Raw genomic sequence first — 19,690 nt, forward strand, 5'->3', positions numbered from 1 at the left:
CTATTTTGCGGTTATCGTGTACTCTTTCGTCGCTGTAGGACAGCAACGAGGATCGTTCGGGCCGAGCGTGGTCAGCGTGACCTTGATTGATCCCGGGCCGAATCGGGCCATTCTTGGTGATGATCCATAGACATTCGGGACTTTCTTGACGAAGGAGAACCCTTTAGCGGTTCCCTTGAATAGAAACACATCTAAGCTCATAGAATTCCCGCCATTACGATCTTCATAATATGCAAATACAAGCGCATCGTCCTTAGCGTCAGAATTGTAATCACCGTAGAATGGCGTAATTTCAAGAGAGTTGACTTTTCCAACCCTCGCGGTGACTTGCGTGCGCAGCGCCGCTTTCTCGGGGCCGTTCCACTGTGCTGCTGCGCAGCTTGCAAACATCAATCCGATAACAAGTGGAAAAACAACAATAAGCTTCATCGCAGACCCTTTCTGATAAGTAGCGCGAGATAATAAACCAATAGCCAGCTCGCGGCTAACTAGGTTTTTGTTTATGCCTCTGCCGGCTTTGGGTGATTGTCTACTCGTCCGGTTTGTCCACTGGCGCTGTCCAGTTTCGTCCACTGCCGTTCGCTGTGAACTCGACGCAGCTTAGAGGGCATGAGTGACGACATCGCCTTCCTCTCCCGCCTGAGCGCCGCCGTCCCGGCCGACATGGCCGAGGCCGTGCGCCGCTCCGCCGACGCCCGCGGCATCACCGTGGCCGACTACCTTCGGGGCAGCGTCCAGGCACGTCTCCTCCTCGACGGCGCCCCGGTGCGCCTCCTCCCCAACCTGCAGCGCACCGCGAGCCGACCCGGCCGCGGTCGTGTGATCTGACTGGAGCCCACATGCGCCGTCCTAAGCTCGTCACCACCCCCGATGCCGCTTCAACAACCGATGCCGACCTCTCGGGCCTCCTCACCCGCCGCGAATCCCTGGTGATCCGCCAGGCCGGGCTGTCGGCGGAACTCGAGCGGGCCATCTCGGCGCGCCGCGAGCTGCTGATCCAGGGCGGTGACGCCGCCGCGATCGCCGACGCCGAACACGCGGTCCGGGACTTGGAGAGCACCGCACTCGGCGTGACCGACGCGGTCGCCGAACTCGACCGCCGCGTGGCCGCCGCCGAGGCGCGCATCGCCGCCGACCGCGACGAGGCGGAGCGCGAGACCGCCGCCGCCGGTCTGGAGCGGAACGCAACCGACATCGAGAAGGCTGCCGCTGGCCTGAAGCGGGCCCTGGAGGGCGTCGCCACCGCGCATGCTGCCTTGCTGGGCAGCATCGCCCCGGCCGCTGCCGGTCAGTACGATCCGCACATCGGCACCGCCAGCCCGGCCGACATCGCCCGCGCCTTCCTCCTCCACGGCCTTGCGGAGGCGCTGCCCAGCCTCGACGTCACGGCTGAGGTGCGGCGCTGGTCGACCTACGCCATGGCCGGGACGGTGGAGGGCGCGGACCCGGTCGCCATGGCCGCCGAGTTCGGGGCACGCCTGCGGGAGACGGCCGGCAGCATCCGGGAGCGTGTCATCGGGCCCGCCCTGCCGGTCCACGTCGAGGTGATGCCCCACATCGAGGTGCCGCGCCCCGAGATGCAGATCGTGGCCTTGGAGCCCTTCACCTTCACCGATGCCGCCGGCAGCCCCGCCTATCTCCCGGCATGGACGCACACGATCGCGACCCCGGCGGCCGAGCGGGCGATCGAAGCCGGTCTCGCCCTCGAACTGGACACCGAGGAGGGCCGCGACGCCTTTGAGAAGCTGAAGCGCCGGCGGGAGGGCAGCATGTCCACCAACCCGCCCGAGCATTACGTCGACCTCGGCTTCAGCTTGAAGGAGTGGCGCGCCACCGAGCTGTCCCAGCTCAAGGATGCCTGGCACGCCGGCCAGGAGCGCCGCGCCGCCTGATCGCTGCCCGCCGGGGCTTCCCCTTCCCCAGCGAGGCACCTGCGGGTGCCACCCGATCACCAGCAGTACGAGGGTCGTAATGACCATCCGCACCGAGACAGAGCGAGCCGCCGCGGTCGCCAAGATGCAGGAGATGATCTCCGCCGGCCGACAGGGCCGCCCGATGACCGACAGCGAGCACCACCTGTTCGAGAGCCTGGCCAGCGACGTTGCGGAGTTCGACGCGGCGCCGACCGCCGCGAAGGTAGAGCCCGCACCTCCGCCCAGCCCGGCCCCTGCTCCGTCGCCGCCGACGACACCCCCGGCGATGCAGGCTCAGGGCAAGATCGACACCGCTCACGCTGTCGAGATCTGCCGGATCTGCGAGGCAGCCGACGCCATGCACCTTGCCTCCGGCCTCCTCGTCGAGGGCGTCACCGTCGCGGAGGCCCGTGAGCGGGCCGGGGCGGTCAGCACCATCCGCGAGATGGTCGCGACGGCTCACCGGCTCTCGCCGGCCGCCGTGTCCATCGACCTCGCTGCGGCATACCTCGCCGAGCGTCGCAGCGTGCAGGCTGCCCGCGCTGATCTGTTCGCCCGCATGGTCGCTGCCGAGGAGGCCGTGGGCGAGATCTCCTCTCACCCACCCCCGCCCAGCATGGTCGCCTCAGGCATCGCCGACACGCGGGCCAGCATGGTCAAGGTGCTTCGCGCCCGCGGCATCGAGCCCAGGTCACCGTAGAGGCGAGAGAGCAGCCATCATGCCCCCGCTCCCTCGCACGTCGCCTCCCGCCATCCTGGTGCCGCCCCGCCCGGCGCCCATCCCGGATCACGCCTGCCGGTACGAGCTCGCCTGCATAGCTAGGACGATGGTCGGAGCCGGGTTCATCGAGTTGCTGCCGATGGCCCTGCTGACGGCACCCAGGGCATCGGACGTCGTCACGACAGGGCGACAGCAGTGACCCGATGGGGTGCCCAAGCATCAGCCCAGAACGTCAGGGCCCCTGGAGCGTCCGGACCTATACGGGTGGTCGGGGCCCAGTTCAATTATAGCGCCAGGGTCCCAAAACCCGTGAACGGTGAACGGTGAACGCCCCGGGTGAACGCCCCCCGGCGACGACGATCCCGGCTGGCACGACCGCCCTGCCGTACTTCGCCGACACCTGCAGCACCGATTAGGTTCCGTCGGTGCATTCCTACCCTCCCACCCTCACCACGAAGGCTTAGACATGCTGAAGCTGAACACTGCCGCCGTAGAGCCAGCCTGGATCGACCTCCTCCCGGGCGTCCGGGTGCAGGTCGCCCCCGCCCATACCCTCGACGTCATGATTGCCCGCGAGGCCGGCACTGCCGCTTGGCGCGACCGCGGCGACGCCGACGACGTGACGACGAGCGTCGCGGCCTACACGGCGGTTACGACCACCCTAGCGCGGCGGCTCATCCGCAGCTGGGAAGGCGTCGGCAACGAGGCGAGCGAGCCCGTCGAGCCGACCCGCGAGACGATCGCGGAGGCCATGACCGTGTGGCCGTTCTTCGAGGCCTTCGACGATCGCGTCGTTCGCCCGATCCTCTCCGCCGGCCCGCAGGCCGCCTGACCACCCCAACCCGGGAGCCACCATCATGCCCACGAGCATCGCAATCAGGTTGGGCGTCGAAGGCGGCCCCGAGCTTAAGCGCACCCTCGAGGACGCCGGCAGGACTGGCCAAGCCGCCTTCCAGGGCATCGCCACCGCGGCCGAGAATGCCGGCGGCGCAGTCGATCGACAGACCGCGCGCTACCAGCGCATGGCCGAAGTCGCCCGCCAGGCCGAGATGCAGGCGCGCGCCCAGAGCAACGTCAACAACCTCTTGGGCGTGGATCGCAACGGCGCCGGCTCGGCCCGGGCCTCCGCCTCCGCCTTCGAGGCCGCCTTCGCTCAGCAGGAGGCCGACGCCCGCCGCGAGGGGATCATCCAGCAGATCCGCGTGCGGGCCGTCGCCGAAGGTCAGGCTGCGGCCACGAAGGGGTTCGAGGAACAGACGCGGGCCAGCGCCGACCTGGAGCGCCGAGCTACGACCCTGCGCGCCAGCATCGATCCGCTTGGCGTTTCTCTGGCCCGGCAGAATAAGGAGGTGGCCGAGGCAGATGACCTGCTGAAGCGTGGCGCCATCACGCAGGAGGAGCACACCAAGGCGGTGACCCGGGCGCGGGACGCTCACACGAAGATGTCCGAGTCGCTGAAGTCGGTGAACGACAACAGCCGCCTCGCGGCATATCAGGTTCAGAACCTCCGCTCTCAGTTTCTCGACATCGGCACCACCCTCTATGGCGGGATGAGCCCGATGGCGGTCTTGGTGCAGCAGGGCCCGCAGATCGCGCAGATCTTCGGCCCGGGGGCCGGCGTCACCGGCATCCTCAAGGGTGTGGGGACCGAGCTATCCCGGCTGGTGCCCCTCTCCGTAGGCGTCGCTGGCGGCCTCGCCGGTGGTGCCGGCGCGATCGCGCTGGCCTATGCCAACTGGGACGCGTCGCAGAAGCAGATCGCCATCGGTATGATGGGGCTCGGCAAGCAGTCGGGCCTCACCGCCGGTGAGATCGAGAAGTTTGCCCGCTCGAGCGACCTCGCCACCGGTACGGCCCGGACCTTCGCCACCGCCTTCGCCTCGACCGGCAACGCCTCACGCGAGACGATCGACAAGGCGCTCGCCAGCACCCGCGACTTCGCTACCACCTTCGGCACCAGCCTGGAGGACGCGGCCAAGATCCAGCAGGACTTTTTCACCGACGCCTCCGGTTCCTTCGACAAGTACAGCACCCGTCTCGGCGTCTACAGCGCTACCACCTCCCGGTTCATCAACGACCTGCAGAAGCAGGGCCGAGGTGCCGAGGCGGTGCGGCTGGCCTTCGACACCATCAACCCGGCGCTCGCCCGCTACAACGATCTCGCCGGCATCGGCCAGAAGACGACGGACAAGCTCGGCGACGCGTGGGGCAACTTCTGGTCCAACGTCAGCCGCGGCGCGGGCGTGCTGAATTCGATGGCCGGCGGCCGGCCGATGCCGACCGTCGATCCGCAGCAGAGCGCCGAGGCGGCTGCGCAGGGCGAGCTCGCCCGGGCCCGGGCGGTGCAGGAGCGCGCGGAAGCGGTGCGCACCGAGGTATCTCGCGCCAACCAGGTCCTGCGCGAGAACCCGGTGCAGCGCGAGGTGCTGGCGAACCAGGAGCGGGCCGGCGTCCGCGACCGGTATCAGACCGTTGAGGAGCGCTTCGCGGGCGTGTTCGGCACCGCCGCCAATCCCAACCTCGGGTCCTATCGGAACGAGGTGCGCGAGCGCCCGAACACACAGTATTTCGGCGGTCAGACGCTCAAAGAAGTGGCCGAGCGCGCCGAGCGCTCGATGATCTCCTCGCCGGAGCAGCTGCGCGAGAGCATCGCCAGGACCACTGAGCAGAGCAACACCATCGCCCAGGCCCGGGTGCTGGACGACACCGCGAAGCAGGCGGCGCGGTCGCAGGAAGCACAGGCCGCCGCCATGGGCAAGACGGCCGGCGAGGCGGAGCGGCTGACGACCCGGGCAGGCCTCCTGAACCGCGCCACCGCCGACGGCATCCCGCTCGCTGAGGAGAACCGCCGCCGGATCGACGCAGTGGCCGCCGCGATCGGCGCCGAGACGCAGAAGCTGGCCGAGCGCAGCCTCCAGCGGGATCTCGATTTCCAGCGCGCGCAGCTCGGCCGCACCCCCACAGAACAGGCGGTGTCGGCCGGCCTGCGGCCAGTGTTCGGCGACAACCCGACCTCCTCCGCCTCGCGCGAGTACGCTGAGCAGATCCGCCTCAACGCCTCCATCCGCGACACGCAGATGGCAATGTCGTCATTCGCCCAGATGGGGAACAGCCTGATTGACCCTCTGGTAGACAGTACCCGCTCGTGGTCGGACTCCTTCCTCGACCTGTCGAAGAACATCTCTCGGGCGGCGCTTCAAGCGGCGCTGTTCGGTCAGGGACCGCTCGCGAGCTTCTTCGGCACGCAGGGCCAGGGTGCGGGACCGGGTGGGCTGTTCGCCACGGGGCTGAGCTACGCCAAGAGCTTGTTCAGCGGTGGAGGAGGCAACGGCTACGGCTCCGCCGACTACTTCAAGGCTGCAGCCGCGGCGTCCCCGGGGGCCTACGGCCCGGGGTTCTGGGGTGGCGGCTACACCGGCCCCGGCGGGCGCCTGGAAGCCGCCGGCATCGTCCACAAGGGCGAGGTGGTGTGGAGCCAGGACGACGTGAAGCGCTGGGGCGGCGCCGGTGTGGTCGACGCCATGCGACGGGGCGCCCGAGGCTACTCGGATGGCGGCATCGTTGGCAGCGACGCCTTCACCATGCCCCGGCCTGGGGCCATCGCGCCGGCAGCTCCGGGCGCGCCCACCATCAACTTCATCGACCAGCGCCCGGCTGGCTCGCCCGACATTCAGCAGGAGGTGACCCGCAGACCTAACGGCAGCATCGACGTGGTGGTGAAGGCGCTCGAGTCGAAGATGACAGCCCGGGCTCAAAGCGGCCGTGGAGGGTTGGCGCCGCACCTGTCGAACGCGGCCTACCGGAGCGGGTGATAGCCGCAGTACCACGCTCATCCATCAGGCCTGCGGCTTCGTGCAGGTGGCGTTCGCCAGGCCAGATGGACGCTAGACCTCATCGTGCGACCCTGAATGGATGTGGCTTTAGATCCAAACTCAAACGGCCGGGGAGGAACGGCACGGCTCTGGATGTAACCCGCCGACATGCCATCCACAAATTTTTGCGGAGCGGGAGGCGATCGATCTCGTTTCCATTGCGAGAGTTGAAGGGACATGCCACGAACCTGCGGATGGCACCGCGCATCGATCGAGTCGAATATGAACGGCATGTTGCCCCGCTGCATGGCTCTAGCGCTTCGCCCTTCAAGGCTGCTCGCAAGGAGGAAAGCATGACCGCGACTGTGGAGGCTAAGCTGGTCACTGCTTCTGAATTCGTCACAGATATTCTGTGCGAACTCGCCCTGCGTCAAGTAAAAAAGCTTCGCCTAGTCGATACTATGGAAGACGAACGGTTCGCTGCTGCCTACGAAATACTTCGTGGCCGACGCAAGGAGCTAAACCTTGCGCTTGATTTTTCGCTGGCAACCAATCCATATCATGGTGATTCCAGTACTTTGCGCGAGGCTATATACTCTCTTCGCGAGCGAGGCGTAGTAGCTATTAACAATCCTAGCTTCAAAACTGTAGAAATAAAAGTGGATGACGACGATGCAAATTACTATTTAGATCACTCCTCTATACCACGAGACGTTCTCGCCAGTGTTGTTGACCAAGTCTTCATGAATGGTGGCAGGTCTGATGTCGGCTCGGGATATACTGGCGCAATGTGAGGCATTCGCAAAAAGGTACGCTGAGGATCGGCTCCGACCGTACATAATTAGGCTATCTAAGCCTGGCGCGATAGGATCCTCCCCTAAAGAGATCAACGATGCCGTGTGGGGCACTGTTAAGGTGTCCCCGCTGGAAGTAGTCGTTATAGACAGTCCCCTTGTTCAGCGATTACGTCTGATTAAGCAGTTGGGGGTTGTCCACTGGATCTATCCTGGTGCTTCACACTCAAGGTTTGAGCATACTCTTGGCGTTCTTCATCAAGCGCAGCAACTTATAGTTTCTATCAATCAAGCATCGGGAACAAGCCCGGCAAATTCGCCAATCGACTCAAGTCGGGCGCAGCTCGTTCGATTGTGTGCTTTGGTGCACGATATTGGACACGGCGTATTTTCGCACGTGTCAGAACATTCTCTTGTGAGAAGAACAGATCTCAGATTAGCTTTGGCGGAGTTTGCGACTGATAAAGGTATAGATAAAGTACAGCTAAGTGAGCTTATTGCTCATGACATCGTCGGGGCCCCTGCTTTCATCGAAATGATTTCTGTGGCTTTGGATCGTATAGAGCACCCACTAAGGTATGGCGTAGGCGCGAAAGAAACAGCGCAGCACGTCTGTAGCTTAATTCAGAAAGCTATAGTAGGTCATCATATTGACGATCAAGTCCCGCTTTTACACGAAATAATCACTGGGCCTTTTGATGCAGATAAGCTCGATTACTATGTCCGCGATGCACACCATGCGGGCGTGCCATCTCTATTAGATATTTCGCGCTTACTGCAGAAGATTGTTACAAAGACAGTCCCAATGAAGGATGTTCCGGGTGATATTAAAAGAGCGTTAAAAGGGGGTCGTGATAATTGTGATCTATTCGGATTAAAGTGGTCAGGCGCTGCAATATTGGATGAGCTTCACCTTGCCAGAGTCTTGCTGTATGCTAAAATCTACAGACAGAAAAAAGTTCTTGCAGTCGAGGCAATGATAGATGCTATATTTGAGGCTTTAGGAACTGTAGACGGGGTTAGTCCTTTAAATCTAATTGAACTGTGTTACAAAATTTCCGATGATCAATTTATCGTGTCCGAAGCGAGTGCGATTTTTGAGGCAGCTAGTATTAAACCAAGTTCGCCTGGGTTGTTTAATTTTGTTGGCGGCACTCTGAGGCGCCTTCGCGATCGTGATCTGTTTGTAACGTCGCTTGCGCTGCTTGAGAAGTATCCGGATGACCCCTGGCAGTCAGACAAGAAGCAAGTGCTAGGTTTAACGACACTTGCCGCGGATTGCGAGAATACGCAAAAAAGAGGTGAGTTGCGGCAAGGTATAGCTAGCGAGCTTGCGTTGTTAGCGGGCGTGCTTCCTGATGCAATAGACGATGTTCCAACGAATACCCTTCAATATGGAGTGGTAATATCAGCAAAGCCAAGACTTTCTGGCGGTACTGAAATTGATAGAGCTTTGATACTTCAAAATAATAAATTTATACGAGGTAGAGATTTGGATCGCATCAATCAGCCTGCATGGGCAGACGCCTACAATTTTGGAAGCCCACAAGCTCACATCTTTGCGCCTCGTGAAACTGCCTTAGCAACTTTTGTTGCAGCAGAGCGATACATTAGGACAAAGTATAATGCTGTATTGCCGCGATCGGCCATCGAACTTAGCAAACAAAATTCGTCGGATGTGACTGCTCTGAAGCGTCGTCTGGAAGCAGTAGGTTGGTACAAAGGTATACCTATCGATATCAGACCGATTCCAGCTCGGCTGGAGATGGCAGATGTCTTCGATCGTGTTGAAGCGCTTGCTATCAAGTTAGAAACTATCGATGAGCCCGTCGGGACAACAATACCGAGGCGTGCGCCTAAGATGCGCGATCGTATCTTGGATTGGCTAAAGCAATTTCGCCACGACGAGTCAATTGAACGCGCATTGTCAATGTTAGAGTCTCTAAAAATATTGTCGAGAGAAGACAATTTTGAGGCGCTAAGGACTTTCATTGATAAATACCCTCAATTCAAGGGTGCAACTATTATACCTCTTGGGGACTTGAAAGATAGCGGTACCGTGCAAGCGTATATATCAAGAGATCTTGAAAGTGTTTTCCCAAGAACACTCACAGTTGAGCAGGCGGCTGAGCGAGGTGGCGACGAGCCTTTGGTATTTATTGATGATTTAATTGGATCGGGAGGACAGGCGTCGGATCTTATTGGCAGTTGGTTTGATAATGAGCAACTAAAGCAGGAACAGCTTGGTGAAAATCGTCTTCCATTCAATGCGCGCGAGCAAGACTTTTTGAAAAGTAGGCCGGTGGCGTTCGTCTTTCTAACGGGTTGGACAGACGGTCGTAGACGACTACAAGAGGCCGCGGACGCAGTCGGCATGAACGCAGTCGTGTACGTGCATATCGACGAAGGTAAGTTGCCATTTGCTTTCAAAAATATAGAAGATGGAAGCCCTCAGGCCCGCTTCCGTGACCAGTGTCGGCAAATTGGGGCCGCATTGCTTGAGTCAAATGGCAAGGATGCTGGTAAGCAGAGAGATCGTGCGCTTGGATATGGAAACCGAGCAATGTTGCTTGCAACTAGGCTCAATGTGCCTACTCAGACGCTCACGTGCATATGGATGGACGGAAGATATAACGGCGTAGATTGGCACGCATTAATTCGCAGAAGAAAAAAGAATTAGATTATTTTTAATATTATGGTATAGGAGTGCGTGTTCGTCGCCACATGGCTGCAATTTCTAAGATGTCGCAGGCATGTGAGGGGCATAATTCGCATACATAATAACGCCCATACGTCGAGCGCGTCGCGCGGTGCTCTTTCTATTGTTGGTGACAGCGTTCGGTGGTCCGATAAGAAGGCGAAGTACGGCCAGCGCCCAATGCTCCGCCTAAATCCTTGTGACGGCGTAAGGAAACTCGTTAGATATCATGGCCCTCCTCAATGTTTGAGATCGGCGATACGCCTCAGTATCGCGCGCACTCGGCATAAGGCAGCATCATCCTCAGCTCCGGCCGTTCCAGTCCCGAAATCCGACAGCGCTCGGCATAAGGCGATGGAGTAGGTCACCCAGGCAGCCTGTTCCTTGTTGAACGAAGCGCGTGCGCGATCGGCGGTCTCGCGACCGTTCGGCGGCCCATCGTCCTCGCTGCGCTTCGCGATCTCGCCGATAGCGAAGAGCTTCTGGCGCACGGCGGCATCGAACTGGCGCTTGATCCGGGCCTCCTGCTTATCGAAGCAGACCCTTCCCTCCGCCATGCTGGCGTTCGGCCCGAAGCAGTAGGACTGGATGCGGGTGGCCTCGTCGTCAGGAGCCTTCTCCTGAGCGCCGGCGACCAGCGGCCAGGCGCAGGCAACGAGCAGGCTCAGAGGCAGAGCGTTGCGAGCCTTCATCACAGGCGGTCCTCCGATCGAAATGGGCGACCGGCTGTTCCGATCGCAACACCGACCGGCAGTATCACGTCGGCTCCATCGGCAGATCGTGCGCCGCGCCTTGCACGCGGCCGTCGTAGCCCTCCATCCACTCCTCGCGTTCCTTGCTGTCGAGTGGGTACGGGCAGGCATCCCTCGGCCTACCCTGATGGCGAGCGCGCGCTCCCTCGGCGGTGGGATCTCGGGTCGGCTTCGTCGGATCGGGATCGCTGGTCGACATGCGCATGCTCCGGCCGAAGCTGGCATGTAGGGCGGTCGGCGGCCTCAGGCGATCGTAGCTTACTTGTCACACTCGCCTAGCCGCGCTGCCAGCTCATCGAGTGCCGACGGGCGAGTCCCACTGGATCGACCGGCCTCGTCTGTTGAGGCGCGACCCGGCCCCAGAGGCTGCAGACCAATGCCTATGGCCGAAGAAGAGCGGCAACGCACCGGCTGCCAGCATGACGACCATCACGAGCAGGAACAACTCCATCACATCCCCCTGTCTGCCTTACGTCCTTATCGGATCTGGCTGACAGTTGAGAGGGCGCAGACACGCTCTGCAAGCGTTGCCGCAGGGTCTATCTTGCATGAACACGACATCGAACAGAGACCGTTACGATTTGGCAACGGCTACTGGCGACCTTGGCTACAGCGACAGCACCATCGGGGCGATGCTCGGGCAGGCTGGCGGGACGACTACCAGCTGGTGCGTGCGTCACCTCGATGCGGCAGATCGGCTGACTGGAAGATTTATCGAATTAGTTGTCGTGGTTGTGTCAGCATCATGCGCCTTATAAGGTAATGCGCCACGGACTACGGATGGTCAAACTCAATTTGGCGATTCAATGACTATGTAGATTATCAAACCTCCTCTATATCCTTCTCATCATCGTCAGGAAATAGTTTCTTCACAATCTCAATATATCCAGAGATTTCTTTGACTCCTGGAACTATTATCTTTAGTCCGCTCCAAAGTGATTTGGCCAAGGAAATTTTATTATCCTTCAGATAGTCAATCATACCGCTATAATGCTCAGCGGCGTCTTTCTTTTTGCTTGCTTTGACTTTTTCGCCGACTTCTTCCAAGAATTTTGTGACAGAGCTATCATAATCTCCCTTAACTTTATTATAAGAATTGTTTATAATTGAGTCGACATTCTGGTGAATATCCTTTCCAATACCGATCACTGTATTAGTCATTTTGAGCCTCAAAGATATGAAGGGTGGCCTGCTGGGCGATATTTTTTGTAGCTCTTTGCCGATATGGTTAAACAAGGCTTCGTATCTGTCAAGAGCCCTGCTTTTTCGTTTCATTGTCAAACGCAAGAAGCTAAGTATAGTAGTAGGTATAGCCATAAATAGAGGCATCAAAAGTCCGGCATCTACCATGAATCGCACCGCATTATAGATTCTTCCGAAAATACTCGAATTGTTACTGCTCAGTAATTTCTTTATTTCATTCAAATCGTTAGCGAAATTATCGTGCGCTACCTGCGCGCCGATCATTAAATTTGACTCATCGCTTTTGAGAAGATACCAAAATGGTATCCAAAGTATCGCCGCCGCCGCAAATGATAGAATCAAACGCTTATCGACTAAAATATAATACCATGAATTCTTTATTCGCCATATCGCTTTTATGATATTATTATTGATCAGACTTACGTCCTTTATACAAATCAATGCTTTATAATCGTACACCTTATGTTCTGCTTCATAGTCGAATATCTGACTAATATAAGACGTTATTGGCGTGTAGGGGAATTTTCTTTCTTTTGCGATTTGACGTAAGTCTTTGATTTTATTTTCAAAAATTGTTGATGTATTTTGTTTAGCCTCGTCGAAAATATATATTTTTTCAGCATCGATTGAAACGCAGATTTGATGAATCTCAGTGAAAGCTGCCCTCGTCTGTCGAAGGCGATAATCTCCGCCAATAAATTTCTCGGAGTCAAAAAGATTAGATGCTACGAATTTGGCAGCCAATTCATATGTGCCAAGCCCTTCAATTTTTCGATTAAGGACTGCAGCAACGTTAAGCTCTCCAATGGCACTTAAAGATAATTCGTCAATTAGGACAGCGTCTCTGAGTTGATCTCGGCGTCGCAAAGGATGCCTCCTATGTATTTATGTGCGCCATAATAACGATGATTGTTGGCCACACGGCTTATTGAGTGTTGCTGATACTATCGCCATCTGTCTCCAGTTGCGCTCCGGGCTATCGGCCGAGAGAAATCACTTCAGACTGAATTCGGCCAAGTGCTCCTCGTCCTTGCGCTCCACCTTAAGAGCGTAGGTCACGAGGGCTCGGATGGCCTCCGGCCTCGACGGCTTGGGATCCGGCTGCCGCGCAACCAGGCGTCGAGGGGCGCAAGCTGCTCAGGCTGCATACGCGCGAGATCGCTACTCTGCATCATCCGCATCAAGGCTCCGGCCACGGCGAATCGGCGGCGCCTCTGGATAGACGAAGCGCCTCGAGACCCAGCCCTCTATCTTCCGGTAGCGGACGAACACCCAGTTCCCGTTGCGCTCGCCGCTGGCGACGATCCCGCGCCCATCCGGCGGAATGACCCCAACGATCCGCGCGTCCGTGGTCGGGTATTCGCGCACGTTCAGGACATCGTTGGGCGCCGTGTCGATCACGCGCAACGTCTGCTGCGCGTGCGCCGTGTCCGCCATTGCGCACGCGAACGCTGCAGCGATCAGGATACGCTTCATTTCAGGTAGCCCTTTGCCTTGAGGTGCTGTGCCAGGGCCTCGCGGATCGCCTCCGGGCGCGAAGGCTTTGGCTCGGGTTGGTCTGCGATCCAGGCATCAAGGGGCGCAAGCTGCTCAGGTGGCAGGCGCACGTTCACCGGGGTCGCGTCGATGCGGGGACGGCCTCGGGAGGAATTTCTAGCGCTAGCTATTGCCAACCCCCATTTTCTAGCGCTAATTATACCGGGCCGGACAAGTGGCTGCAACCACTCAACCGGCCCTGACCACGCACGTCGTTAGAGGACGTCCCATGGCTATCCGTCATTCTACAGCACCGGCCCGTGCCGGTGAACGCTCTCGCTCGCCTTCGTCCGGCCCTCTATACGCCTACGAGGCTCCGCTTCTCACGCCCGACGAGATCGAGGCCGCCGAGGCCTGGGAAGCCGTCCAGCCGGTTCGGCCCGATACGCCCCATGTCCGCGCCCTGCGCTTCGTGAACGCCACCGGCGAGCTGCTTTCGGCAATCATCCTCGTGGCCGGCACCATCGCCGGCTACGGCGTTCTGCGCCCGTTCTGAGGGAGGTGGCGATGAACAGCGACACTCCCGCGCCGGCGCCGGCCGATCAAGATCTCAGCGAGGACACCGACGCGCTCGCGGCGCTGCGCGATGGCCTGCGCCGCTACTTCTCAGCCCTGGGGCCAGAGGAGGGCCAGGCCTTCGATGCTCTCCTCGCTGAGGGAGGTCTGTGATGAAGGCCTCTCGCAAGATTGCCGCGACGCCGAGCCTCCGGGAGCGCGCGGCTGCGCTCTCTGCCAAAGCCTCGCAGGTACTACGGCCCGGGCCGATCACGGACGAGCCGGACCTCGGCCGGCGCGCGCTCGTCGTCGGCTCGCTCGCGGCTGGTGCTGCGCTCCCGTTGCCTGCTTTAGCGGCACCGGCCTCTGCGCCCGGCTCCCATCCAGATCATGAGCTGTTCGAGGCTGAGGCTGCGATGCGCACGGCTAGGCTGGACGCGAGAGCTGCTTCTGATGCGGCCGTGGCCGCGACGGAGGCTTTCTACAAGGCTCGCGGACGACCGCCGGTGGAGCTGATGATGAACTACCGGGAGGAGCACCTGTTCGCCTCTCTCCCGCGATGCCCAGGGGTCGGATTCGTGCCGACCTACATGGTTCACCGGCCGCCTGGCCCGGACGGCAGGTGGCGGAATCCGGGGCATGCCTGGACCGAACGAGGGCTGCAGCATGTCATCGCCCGGGCTGTCGATGTCTTCGGCCGAGGCGGACAGACCCCGCATCGGATCCGGCGATGGAAGGGTCTCTTACCGACTGCAGCTGAATTCGATGCCCACCATGAGCGGTTGCGGGAGCATTTCCGGCTCGCCGATTTGGGTGCTGCCCGGGACGCGGCAGACGGAAAGGTCGTCCTCGCGGTCGCGCGCTTCGAAGCGCTGGTTGCAGGGACCATCGATGGACTGGCAGTAAAGGTGCGCTACGCCGGCCGCACCTCGTGGGAGCAGATGCCGAAGTGCTGGAGCACGCTCTTGCAAAGCGCCGCAGCCGTGTCCGGCGTTGCGCTCGCTTCGCGTTCCGACTTCGAGGCTTGAGCCATGTCGAACATCATCCGCTTCCCTGCCGGCCGCATTTCGAGCGCTCAGGGAGACCCTGTCGCGCTCTCGGCGACGCGCATCCCCCGCGAGGAGTTCGAGCGCCTGGCCGAGCTCGCTCTCGACGTGGTCGACCGAATCATCCGTCTGCTCGACGAGGCAGACGGTGATCCGGACCTTGAGCTGGATGCTGACGCCGAGCCCTCACTTGCCGCCCCAATCGGTGGGCCGTCGCAGGTCTTATGGGCGATCGGAGCTGACCACGACGGCGAGGCTGACGAGGTGCCGGCCTGACCGCGGCCGGCACGAGAACAAACCGCGTTCCGCTGCTACCGAAATTGCTACCCAATTCGTTGGGATCTGCCGGTACGAGGCGGAACGGCTGTCGCGCGCCCTATCAGAAAACGCCGGAGTTTCAGGATGTTAAGCGACGCCATGGGATGGAAAAGAACAACGGAGAACGAATTTCAAGACCGCTGCCTTAAACCACTCGGCCACCCTTCCGGCCGCGGACGCGCGCGGGTCCGGGTGCCTCTTCTGTAGGGCGGGGCGGCGCGGTGCGTCAACCGTGGCCGGGGGTGTGCGGCGGGCGGGAGCGCCTATCGCGCCGCGCCCGCGCGCCTTAACCTGCGGGCCGTGACGGCGGGGCGCGATCGAGGCGTCCCGTGAAGGAGGGCCGCATGGGCTATCGGTACGACCATCTCCACCTGCGCAGCCGCGACGCCGTGGCGGCGGCGCGGTTCTACGGCGAGGTGCTGGGGGCGCGGGAGACGGCGCGCGAGGGCGGGGAACGCCCGAGCCGGATCGTGCTCGATCTCGGCGGGATGACGATGTTCATCGAGCAGGCGCCCGACGGCATCGCGCCGGCGGCCGTGCCGCCGCATCGCGGCATCGAGCATATCGGGCTCGGGGTCGAGGACATCGAGGCGGCGGTGGCGGATCTGGCCGCCCGCGGCATCCCGCTGGTGTCGGGCATCACCGACGTGCGGCCGGGCCTGCGCATCGCCTTCTTCGAGGGGCCGGACGGCGTGCGCATCGAGATCCTGCAGCGGGGCTGACGCCCCTCCCCCGGCGATCGCCTCCGGGATCCGTCCCTCGGAAAACTCCTGCGCCGGGGCCTACTCGGCGACGTGGACGACGATCGGCTGGAGGCGGCCGCGCAGGGTCAGGGGGAGCGCGCGGGTGAAGTGGGCCGCCGCCTCCGGGCCGGCGGCCGCGAGGCAGCAATCCGAGGCGACGATGCGGCCGTTGAGCTCGCGGGTGGCGGCCTCGAGGCGGCTCGCGACGTTGACGACGTCGCCGATCACCGTGAACTCCACCCGCTGGTCGGCGCCGATGTTGCCGATCACCACCGGGCCGCAATGCACGCCGACCGCGACCCGCACCGGCGCGGCGCCGCGGGTGGTCCGCTTGGCGTTCCAGGCGTCGATCTCGCGCTGGAGGTCGAGGGCGCAGGCGATCGCCCGGGCGGCGGCGTCGCCGCGCCCGTCGAGGCCGCCGAAGGTCGCCATGAAACCGTCGCCCAAAAACTTGTCGAGGGTGCCGGCATGGCGGAACACCACCTTGCAGCTGCGCTCGCGAAAGCCGCGCAAGAGCGCGAAGGCGCGCTCCGGCCCCAGATCCTCGCTCATGCCGGTGAAGCCGACGACGTCGGCGAACAGCACCGCCACCACCCGGGTCTGCGGCGCGCCGAAGCCGGCATGGGCCCGGGCGCTCAGCGCGTCGGCGACGTCGGGCGAGACGTAGCGGGCGAGGTCGGCCCGCACCACCTCGGACCGCACCTGGGCGAGAAGCAGCCCCCGCCCCCGCCACACCGCGATGGCGAGGAGCAGCGTGAACAGGCCGGTGGCGATGACTTGCGTCCAGAGCGGGGTCAGGCCGACATAGGCCGGATCGAGGAAGATCCGTAAGGACGCCTCGGCGCTCAGGCGCCCGTCATGGGCGACGGTGGCGAAGCGCACGCTGTCCGCGCGGGCGTAGACCAGCCAGACGCCGAGCGACCAGATCGCGGCGATCCAGGTCCCGGTCCACAGGACGGCGAGCGGCCGGTAGGTCAGCGCCGCCTCGCCCAGCAGCAGCAGCAGGTAGAGGAATTCCGGGGTGCGCAGCCGGGTCTGGATCGGCCAGTCGACCCCGAGCCCCGCCGGCGGCGGCACGATGATCGCGGCGGTCATCAGCGCCACGTCGAGCACCGTGAAGACGAGCTTGATCGCCCAGGCGTGCCGGTGCCGGCGCAGCGCGTAGGGCACGGTGCCGAGCACGAAGAACAGGGCGGCGACCGCGAGGTAGTAGAGGTCGCGCGGCCAGGGCACCAGCACCAGGAGCCACAGCGACACCACCACGATCGCGACGGCGCGGGCCCGGAACGCGAAGGCGAGGCCGGCGAGCTCGGCGGTGCGGACGTTCTCGGCCATCCGGCCGCGGGCCCGGGGCGGCAGCTTCCCGGCGAGCCAGTGGCGCAGGCGCGCGACCCGCAGGCTGGTGCGGAAGGCGAGCACGCGGGCGAGCCCGGTCCGGGCCAGGCTCTTGCGGGCCGGATCCTCGCGGGCCGGGGCCTCGCGGGCGAGCCCCGGGGGTCTCGGTCGAACTGTCGCGGCGTGCTCGGTCACGGATCCGGTCGCTGGCCTCCCGCTCCCCTCATGGTAGGGCGGAACGCCGCCGGGCGAAGCCCTCCGGGGTTGAACAGACCGTGAGCGTCACGGCGCGGCCCGCTCCCGGGCCGGCGCGCCTTCCAGGAAGTCCTCGGCGTAGTGGCAGGCCACCGCCCGGCCGGCGAGCGGGCGGGGGGCCGGCCGCTCCTCGCGGCAGCGGGCGGTGGCGTGGGGGCAGCGGGTCGAGAACACGCAGCCCTTCGGCGGGTTCAGCGGCGAGGGCAGCTCGCCCCGCAGCACGATCCGCTCGCGGGCGCGCGGGCCGACGCCGGGCGTGGCCGCCATCAGGGCCTGGGTGTAGGGGTGGAGGGGACGCGCGAAGATCGCCTCCTTCGGCCCCTGCTCCATGGCGAGCCCGAGATACATCACCAGCACGTCGTGGGCGATGTGGCGCACCACGCCGAGGTCGTGGGAGATGAACAGGTAGGCGAGGCCGAGTTCCCCCTGCAGGTCCGCCAGCAGGTTCAGCACCTGGGCCTGGATCGACACGTCGAGGGCCGAGACCGGCTCGTCGGCGACGACGAGCCTGGGCGACAGCATCAGCGCCCGGGCGATGGCGATGCGCTGGCGCTGGCCGCCGGAGAACATGTGGGGGTAGCGCGCGTCGTGCTCCGGGCGCAGGCCCACCTTGGCCATCATCGCCCGCACCCGCTCGCGGCGCTCGGGCCCCGACAGGCCGGTATTGATGGCGAGCGGCTGCTCCAGGATCGCGCCGACGCGCTTGCGCGGGTTGAGCGAGCCGTAGGGGTTCTGGAACACCAGCTGCACGGTGCGGCGCAGGCGGCGGCGCTCGGACGACGGCGGGGCGACGGCGTCGATCCCGTCGAGGGTGAGGCCCCCGTCGGAGGGCGGCTCGATCAGCGTCACCATGCGGGCGAGGGTCGACTTGCCGCAACCGGATTCGCCGACCACCGCCAGCGTCCGGCCGGGCGCGATCGCGAACGAGATGCCGCCCACCGCCTGGAGCCGGGCCGGCCGGCGAAACAGCCCGCGGCGGATCTCGTAGGTCTGGCGGAGATCGTCGGCGACGACGACGGGGGCGCTCAACGGATCGCCTCCGCGGTCGAGACGGCATCGGCGCTCGCGCCGACACGGTGGTCCTGGTCGATGCGGGCATCGCGCGAGGGATCGCCCAAGGGGTAGTGGCAGCGCACGAAGCCGTCCTGCCACGGGCGCAGGGCCGGGCGCTCGTCACGGGAATAATCGGTGGCGTAGGCGCAGCGCGGCGAGAACAGGCAGCCGCGCGGGCGGTCGTAGAGCCCCGGCACCACGCCCGGGATGGTGGAAAGCCGCCCGCCCTCGCTGCGCTCCGGCAGCGCCGCGAGCAGAGCCGCGGTGTAGGGGTGCTGAGGCGCGGCGAACAGCGCGGCGGCGCGGCGCTCCTCCATCACCTGGCCGGCATACATCACCATCATCCGGTCGGCGGTCTCGGCGACGACCCCCATGTTGTGGGTGATGAGCACGAGCGCCATGCCGCGCTCGCGCTGGAGCGAGAGCAGGAGGTCGAGGATCTGGGCCTGGATGGTGACGTCGAGCGCCGTCGTCGGCTCGTCGGCGATGAGGAGCTTCGGGTTGCAGGCGATCGCCATCGCGATCATCACCCGCTGGTTCATGCCCCCCGAGAGCTGGTGCGGATAGGACGACAACCGGCTCTCGGCCGCCGGGATGCCGACCTGCTCCAGCAGCTCGATCGCCCGCTTCTTCGCGGCCCTGCGGTCGAGGCCGAGATGCTGGCGCAAGGACTCGGTGATCTGGAAGCCGATCGTGAAGCAGGGATTGAGGCTGGTGGTCGGCTCCTGGAAGATCATCGCCACGTCGCGGCCGGTGAGGCGGCGGCGCTCGCGGGCGGGCATCCCCAGGAGGTCGCGGCCGGCGAAGGCGAGGCGGTCGGCGGAGACCCGGCCCGGATAGGCGACGAGGCCCATCAGCGCCATCATGGTCACGCTCTTGCCCGAGCCCGACTCGCCGACGACGCCGAGCACCTCCCCCTCCTCCACGGTCAGGCCGACGCCGTCGACGGCGCGCAAGGTTCCGCCGGCGGACGGGAACTCGACGGAGAGGTTCTGGATCTCGAGGAGCGGCATCGG

20 protein-coding genes are annotated in these 19,690 nt (G+C 63.1%); 12 read left to right on the forward strand and 8 right to left on the reverse strand.

The window, feature by feature from the left end:
* Nucleotides 1-429 carry a hypothetical protein gene (locus DK419_RS28915; protein ID WP_162561423.1) on the reverse strand — a complete coding sequence of 143 codons (429 nt, stop codon included), beginning with the start codon at nt 427-429 and terminating at the stop codon, nt 1-3.
* 180 nt (nt 430-609) lie between these two features.
* Between DK419_RS28915 and DK419_RS26680 the strand changes: the two genes are divergently transcribed.
* The 7 genes from DK419_RS26680 to DK419_RS26710 all read left to right on the forward strand — a co-directional run bounded on the left by DK419_RS26680 (nt 610) and on the right by DK419_RS26710 (nt 9,920).
* A complete protein-coding gene (locus tag DK419_RS26680) occupies nt 610-828 on the forward strand; it encodes a hypothetical protein (RefSeq protein ID WP_109961749.1) in 219 nt (72 codons plus the stop codon).
* Nucleotides 829-839: 11 nt separating this feature from the next.
* The gene (locus tag DK419_RS26685; RefSeq protein WP_109961750.1) at nt 840-1,892 is read left to right on the forward strand and encodes a coiled-coil domain-containing protein; all 1,053 of its coding nucleotides are present in this window, start codon (nt 840-842) and stop codon (nt 1,890-1,892) included.
* 79 nt (nt 1,893-1,971) lie between these two features.
* The gene (locus tag DK419_RS26690) at nt 1,972-2,613 is read left to right on the forward strand and encodes a hypothetical protein (RefSeq protein ID WP_109961751.1); all 642 of its coding nucleotides are present in this window, start codon (nt 1,972-1,974) and stop codon (nt 2,611-2,613) included.
* 487 nt (nt 2,614-3,100) lie between these two features.
* A complete protein-coding gene (locus DK419_RS26700; protein ID WP_109961753.1) occupies nt 3,101-3,466 on the forward strand; it encodes a hypothetical protein in 366 nt (121 codons plus the stop codon).
* A 25-nt stretch (nt 3,467-3,491) separates the two neighbouring features.
* Nucleotides 3,492-6,446, forward strand: a complete 2,955-nt coding sequence (locus DK419_RS26705) for a phage tail length tape measure family protein (RefSeq protein WP_109961754.1) — start codon at nt 3,492-3,494, stop codon at nt 6,444-6,446.
* A 254-nt stretch (nt 6,447-6,700) separates the two neighbouring features.
* On the forward strand, nt 6,701-7,240 hold the full coding sequence (locus tag DK419_RS28920; protein WP_162561424.1) for a hypothetical protein: 540 nt from the start codon (nt 6,701-6,703) through the stop codon (nt 7,238-7,240).
* Between the two features lie 187 nt (nt 7,241-7,427).
* Nucleotides 7,428-9,920 carry a phosphoribosyltransferase-like protein gene (locus tag DK419_RS26710; protein ID WP_162561425.1) on the forward strand — a complete coding sequence of 831 codons (2,493 nt, stop codon included), beginning with the start codon at nt 7,428-7,430 and terminating at the stop codon, nt 9,918-9,920.
* A 257-nt stretch (nt 9,921-10,177) separates the two neighbouring features.
* On the opposite strand, the gene DK419_RS26715 is transcribed toward DK419_RS26710, so the two are convergent.
* The 4 genes from DK419_RS26715 to DK419_RS26730 form a co-directional block, all read right to left on the reverse strand.
* Nucleotides 10,178-10,630 carry a lysozyme inhibitor LprI family protein gene (locus tag DK419_RS26715; RefSeq protein WP_162561426.1) on the reverse strand — a complete coding sequence of 151 codons (453 nt, stop codon included), beginning with the start codon at nt 10,628-10,630 and terminating at the stop codon, nt 10,178-10,180.
* Between the two features lie 64 nt (nt 10,631-10,694).
* Nucleotides 10,695-10,889: a ribosome modulation factor gene (locus DK419_RS26720; protein WP_109961756.1), complete on the reverse strand. Its 195-nt coding sequence runs from the start codon at nt 10,887-10,889 to the stop codon at nt 10,695-10,697.
* A gap of 623 nt (nt 10,890-11,512) precedes the next feature.
* Nucleotides 11,513-12,760: a hypothetical protein gene (locus DK419_RS28925; protein ID WP_162561427.1), complete on the reverse strand. Its 1,248-nt coding sequence runs from the start codon at nt 12,758-12,760 to the stop codon at nt 11,513-11,515.
* Nucleotides 12,761-13,054: 294 nt separating this feature from the next.
* Nucleotides 13,055-13,369, reverse strand: a complete 315-nt coding sequence (locus DK419_RS26730; protein ID WP_109961757.1) for an SH3 domain-containing protein — start codon at nt 13,367-13,369, stop codon at nt 13,055-13,057.
* A gap of 289 nt (nt 13,370-13,658) precedes the next feature.
* Here DK419_RS26730 and DK419_RS26735 point away from each other — a divergent pair, with 289 nt between their 5' ends.
* The 5 genes from DK419_RS26735 to DK419_RS26750 all read left to right on the forward strand — a co-directional run bounded on the left by DK419_RS26735 (nt 13,659) and on the right by DK419_RS26750 (nt 16,010).
* Nucleotides 13,659-13,925, forward strand: a complete 267-nt coding sequence (locus DK419_RS26735; protein ID WP_109961758.1) for a hypothetical protein — start codon at nt 13,659-13,661, stop codon at nt 13,923-13,925.
* 11 nt (nt 13,926-13,936) lie between these two features.
* On the forward strand, nt 13,937-14,098 hold the full coding sequence (locus tag DK419_RS28930; protein WP_162561428.1) for a hypothetical protein: 162 nt from the start codon (nt 13,937-13,939) through the stop codon (nt 14,096-14,098).
* Nucleotides 14,098-14,952: a hypothetical protein gene (locus tag DK419_RS26740; RefSeq protein ID WP_109961759.1), complete on the forward strand. Its 855-nt coding sequence runs from the start codon at nt 14,098-14,100 to the stop codon at nt 14,950-14,952. The genes DK419_RS28930 and DK419_RS26740 overlap by 1 nt, the downstream gene beginning before the upstream one ends.
* A gap of 3 nt (nt 14,953-14,955) precedes the next feature.
* Nucleotides 14,956-15,246: a hypothetical protein gene (locus DK419_RS26745; RefSeq protein ID WP_109961760.1), complete on the forward strand. Its 291-nt coding sequence runs from the start codon at nt 14,956-14,958 to the stop codon at nt 15,244-15,246.
* Between the two features lie 386 nt (nt 15,247-15,632).
* Complete coding sequence (locus DK419_RS26750) at nt 15,633-16,010, forward strand: VOC family protein (RefSeq protein ID WP_109961761.1); 378 nt, start codon at nt 15,633-15,635, stop codon at nt 16,008-16,010.
* Between the two features lie 60 nt (nt 16,011-16,070).
* On the opposite strand, the gene DK419_RS26755 is transcribed toward DK419_RS26750, so the two are convergent.
* The 3 genes from DK419_RS26755 to DK419_RS26765 form a co-directional block, all read right to left on the reverse strand.
* A complete protein-coding gene (locus DK419_RS26755) occupies nt 16,071-17,561 on the reverse strand; it encodes an adenylate/guanylate cyclase domain-containing protein (protein ID WP_245442739.1) in 1,491 nt (496 codons plus the stop codon).
* 87 nt (nt 17,562-17,648) lie between these two features.
* The gene (locus tag DK419_RS26760; RefSeq protein WP_109961762.1) at nt 17,649-18,650 is read right to left on the reverse strand and encodes a peptide ABC transporter ATP-binding protein; all 1,002 of its coding nucleotides are present in this window, start codon (nt 18,648-18,650) and stop codon (nt 17,649-17,651) included.
* Nucleotides 18,647-19,687: an ABC transporter ATP-binding protein gene (locus DK419_RS26765; protein WP_109961763.1), complete on the reverse strand. Its 1,041-nt coding sequence runs from the start codon at nt 19,685-19,687 to the stop codon at nt 18,647-18,649. Before DK419_RS26765 ends, DK419_RS26760 begins: the two co-directional genes overlap by 4 nt.
* Nucleotides 19,688-19,690: the final 3 nt, after the last annotated feature.

This window comes from Methylobacterium terrae (genome assembly GCF_003173755.1).
GTDB lineage: Bacteria > Pseudomonadota > Alphaproteobacteria > Rhizobiales > Beijerinckiaceae > Methylobacterium > Methylobacterium terrae.